This is a genomic window from Variovorax sp. KBW07 (assembly GCF_003852515.1).
Taxonomy (GTDB): Bacteria; Pseudomonadota; Gammaproteobacteria; order Burkholderiales; family Burkholderiaceae_C; genus Variovorax.
Genome location: NZ_QAJK01000219.1, coordinates 1 through 3,420 on the forward strand (window position 1 = coordinate 1; position 3,420 = coordinate 3,420).

Genomic DNA, 3,420 nt, shown 5'->3' on the forward strand with positions numbered 1-3,420 from the left:
CATCGGGTGCTTCCCGCAGCGAAATAAAGGAGGAGCGAAGCGGGGGACATTCGCGGAGGGAAGTACCCGGTGTCAGTCGCACGCGCCCCGAATGACCCCGATCCCGCTCCCGAACCCCAGCAGCTCACAACAACACAACGCGCAGTAGAAAACAGACATGACAGTTCACGCCCCGTCTTCTCCCGCCTCGCCCTCCCCCATTGGCGGCGAACACGGCGCGGGCGTCACGCAGTACCTGCAGCTCGCCAGCGTCCTGCGCCACCGCATCACGCACGGCGAACTGCAAAGCGGCCAACAGTTGCCGACCGTCGCCCAGCTTGCCACCGACTACAAGCTCGCACGAGTCACCGTGCGCCAGGCCTATGGCGTGCTGGCGCGCGAAGGGCTCATCACCAGCCAGCGTGGGCGCGGCACCTTCGTTTCCGCGCTGCCCTCTTCCGGCGCCGACCCGCTGCTGCGCAACGCCATCAACGATCCGCGTGCGCGCGACATCCGCTTCGACATCCTCGAACAGCGACGCCAGCAAGCGCTGCCCGACGGCCTTGTGCGCGGCGGCGCCACCTACCCCGACTACGCCTTCATCCGCAAGATCCACGTCCACGGCGGCGAGCCCTTCTGCCTCGTCGAGATCCATGTGGCGTCGGAGATTCACGCGCTCTTTCCGCCCGATGGCGAGCAGCAGCACAAGATCGCCTACCTGCTCGACAAATACGCCGCCGACCGCATGCACAAGGTGCAGCAGACGCTGACTGTCGCGCCGGCCGACCTGCTGCTCGCGCAGTTCCTGCACTGCTCCTTTGCCACGCCCATCGCGCACATGGAACGCCGCATCTTCGACACCCAGGGCCGCATCGCGCTGGCCGGGCGCTTCTGGTATCGGGGCGACCGCTTCGTGTCCGATGTCGAAATGCCGTTCGACACCTGGGCCAACTACCACGGCGCGCTGATCCCCGAGGCGCTGGCGCTGCCCTGAACCGCCATAGCACCAACCGGACAACCCCGTCACAGCAGGGTTGAGGCCGGGGGCTTAGCCTTCGCGCTGTTTCCACTCCCATTGTTTTCACACGATGTCCACCCTTTTCGACCCCGTACAGGCCGGCGACCTCCAGCTCGCCAACCGCATCGTGATGGCGCCGCTGACGCGCAACCGCTCGCCCAACGCGATCCCGCCCGACCTCGCCGCCACCTACTACAGCCAGCGCGCCACGGCCGGCCTGCTGATCACCGAAGCCACCGCCATCAGCCACCAGGGCCAGGGGTACTCCGATGTGCCCGGCCTCTACGGCACCGAGCAGCTGGACGCCTGGAAGCGCGTGACCGACGCCGTGCACGCCAAGGGCGGCAAGATCGTCGTGCAACTGTGGCACGTGGGCCGCGTCTCGCACACCGAACTGCAACCCGATGGCGGAAAGCCCGTGGCGCCTTCGGCCATCACCGCCAAGACCAAGACCGTGCTCATCAAGGACGGCGTGCCGGCCTTCGTCGAAACCTCCGAGCCGCGCGCGCTCGACGCCGGCGAACTGCCCGGCATCGTCCATGGCTTTGCCGTGGCGGCCCGCAGCGCGGTCGAGACCGCCGGCTTCGACGGCGTGGAACTGCACGGCGCCAACGGCTACCTGCTCGACCAGTTCCTGAAGGACGGCAGCAACAAGCGCACCGACGACTACGGCGGCTCCATCGAGAACCGCGCGCGCCTGCTGCTCGAAGCCACGCGCGCCGTGGTCGACGCGGTCGGCGGCGGCAAGACCGGCATCCGCCTGTCGCCCGTCACGCCCGCCAACGACGTGCACGACAGCAACCCTCAGCCGCTGTTCACCTACGTGGTGAAGCAGCTCGCGCAGCTCAACCTGGCCTACATCCACATCATTGAAGGCGCCACCGGCGGCCCGCGCGAAATTGCCGACAGGCCCTTCGACTACGAAGCCCTGAAGGCCGCCTACCGCGAAGCCGGCGGCAAGGGTGCATGGATGGTCAACAACGGCTACGACCGTCCGCTGGCCGATGAAGCCGTCAAGGAAGGCGACGACCTCGTGGCCTTCGGCAAGCCCTTCATTTCCAACCCCGACCTGGTGCGCCGCCTGCGCGAAAACGCCCCGCTGAACGAGCTCGACAAGGCCACGATGTACGGCGGCGGCGCCAAGGGCTACACGGACTACCCGGCACTGGGCTGAGCAGGCCGCGGCGCTGCGGGAATGCCGCCTGCAGGCCCGCGAATGCGATGAGAAAGGCCATGGCAAGATGCGGCGACGCATCCATCTTCCGACGACAGGAGAGAACGTCATGGCCCGCATCGAACAACGACTGGCCGCACTCGGCCTCGTGCTCCCGCCCACCATCACGCCGCCGCCCGGCGTGGTGTTGCCTTTCCAGTTCGTGCGCATCGCCGGCGGTGGCCGGCGCGCATTGATCTCGGGCCACGGCCCGCTCAACGCCGACGGCACCATCGCGACGCCGCTCGGCAAGCTGGGCCGCGAACTCGACGTCGAACAGGGCTACACGGCCGCGCGCCTGACGGCCCTGGCAATGCTCGGAAACCTTCAGCGCACGCTGGGCGATCTGGACCGCATCACGGCATGGACGCGCGTGTTCGGCATGGTGGCTTCGGCCCCTGGCTTCGACAAGCAGCCGGCGGTGATCAACGGTTTTTCCGACCTCATCCTCGAGGTCTTCGGCCCGGACATCGGCGCGCATGCGCGCAGCGCGGTGGGCATGGCTGAATTGCCGTTCAACATCCCGGTGGAGATCGAAGGCGAAGTGGAAATCGCGGCATGAGCCACGACACCGCCACGTGGACATTGCGCCGTGCGGAGGCCACCGATGCCGATGGGGTAGCCGCATGCGCCAGGGAAGCCTTTCGCATCTACATCACTCGCCTCGGCATCACGCCGATCCCGATGACGAAGGACTACGGCGCAGCGATTGCAAACGCGCAGGTCTGGGTCGCGATGCAGCAGGCACAGGTGATAGCCGCACTGGTACTCGACACCACCGACGAAGGCTTTCTGATCGACGTGATCGCGGTGTCGCCTCAGCAGCAGGGCACAGGCGTTGGCCGCGCGTTGCTGGAGCTGGCGGAGGGTGAAGCACTGCGGCAGGGTCACGATTCGATTTACCTGTTCACCAACGAGAAGATGACGGAGAACCGCGCACTGTACGAACGCATCGGGTACGTGGAATACAAGCGGCTCGTGCTTGAGCAACGTACCCGGGTCTTTCTTCGCAAGCGGCTGGGGTGACGCCTTTGCTCTTTTGTTCCTCGCGTTTTTTGATACGTGCGGAGCGTTGTTCAGGGCGACGCTCACGCCGACGGTGTGCTCTGCTCCGCGAATGTCCCCCGCTTCGCTCCTCCTTTATTTCGCTGCGCAGAGCACACCATCCGCGTGAGCGTCATCAGAGTGGTCGTTGATCAGCGGTACACCA

4 protein-coding genes are annotated in these 3,420 nt (G+C 66.4%); all 4 read left to right on the plus strand.

Annotated elements, in window-relative coordinates; genetic code table 11:
- Positions 1-157: 157 nt before the first annotated feature.
- The 4 genes from DBV14_RS32045 (at position 158) to DBV14_RS32060 (ending at position 3,236) form a co-directional block, all read left to right on the plus strand.
- Entirely contained in the window at positions 158-973 is an 816-nt protein-coding gene (locus tag DBV14_RS32045; protein WP_124465937.1) for a GntR family transcriptional regulator, read from the plus strand.
- Positions 974-1,067: 94 nt separating this feature from the next.
- A complete protein-coding gene (locus tag DBV14_RS32050) occupies positions 1,068-2,171 on the plus strand; it encodes an alkene reductase (protein WP_124465939.1) in 1,104 nt (367 codons plus the stop codon).
- A 109-nt stretch (positions 2,172-2,280) separates the two neighbouring features.
- Positions 2,281-2,772: a RidA family protein gene (locus tag DBV14_RS32055; RefSeq protein ID WP_124465942.1), complete on the plus strand. Its 492-nt coding sequence runs from the start codon at positions 2,281-2,283 to the stop codon at positions 2,770-2,772.
- Positions 2,769-3,236 carry a GNAT family N-acetyltransferase gene (locus DBV14_RS32060; RefSeq protein ID WP_124465944.1) on the plus strand — a complete coding sequence of 156 codons (468 nt, stop codon included), beginning with the start codon at positions 2,769-2,771 and terminating at the stop codon, positions 3,234-3,236. The genes DBV14_RS32055 and DBV14_RS32060 overlap by 4 nt, the downstream gene beginning before the upstream one ends.
- Positions 3,237-3,420 lie beyond the last annotated feature (184 nt).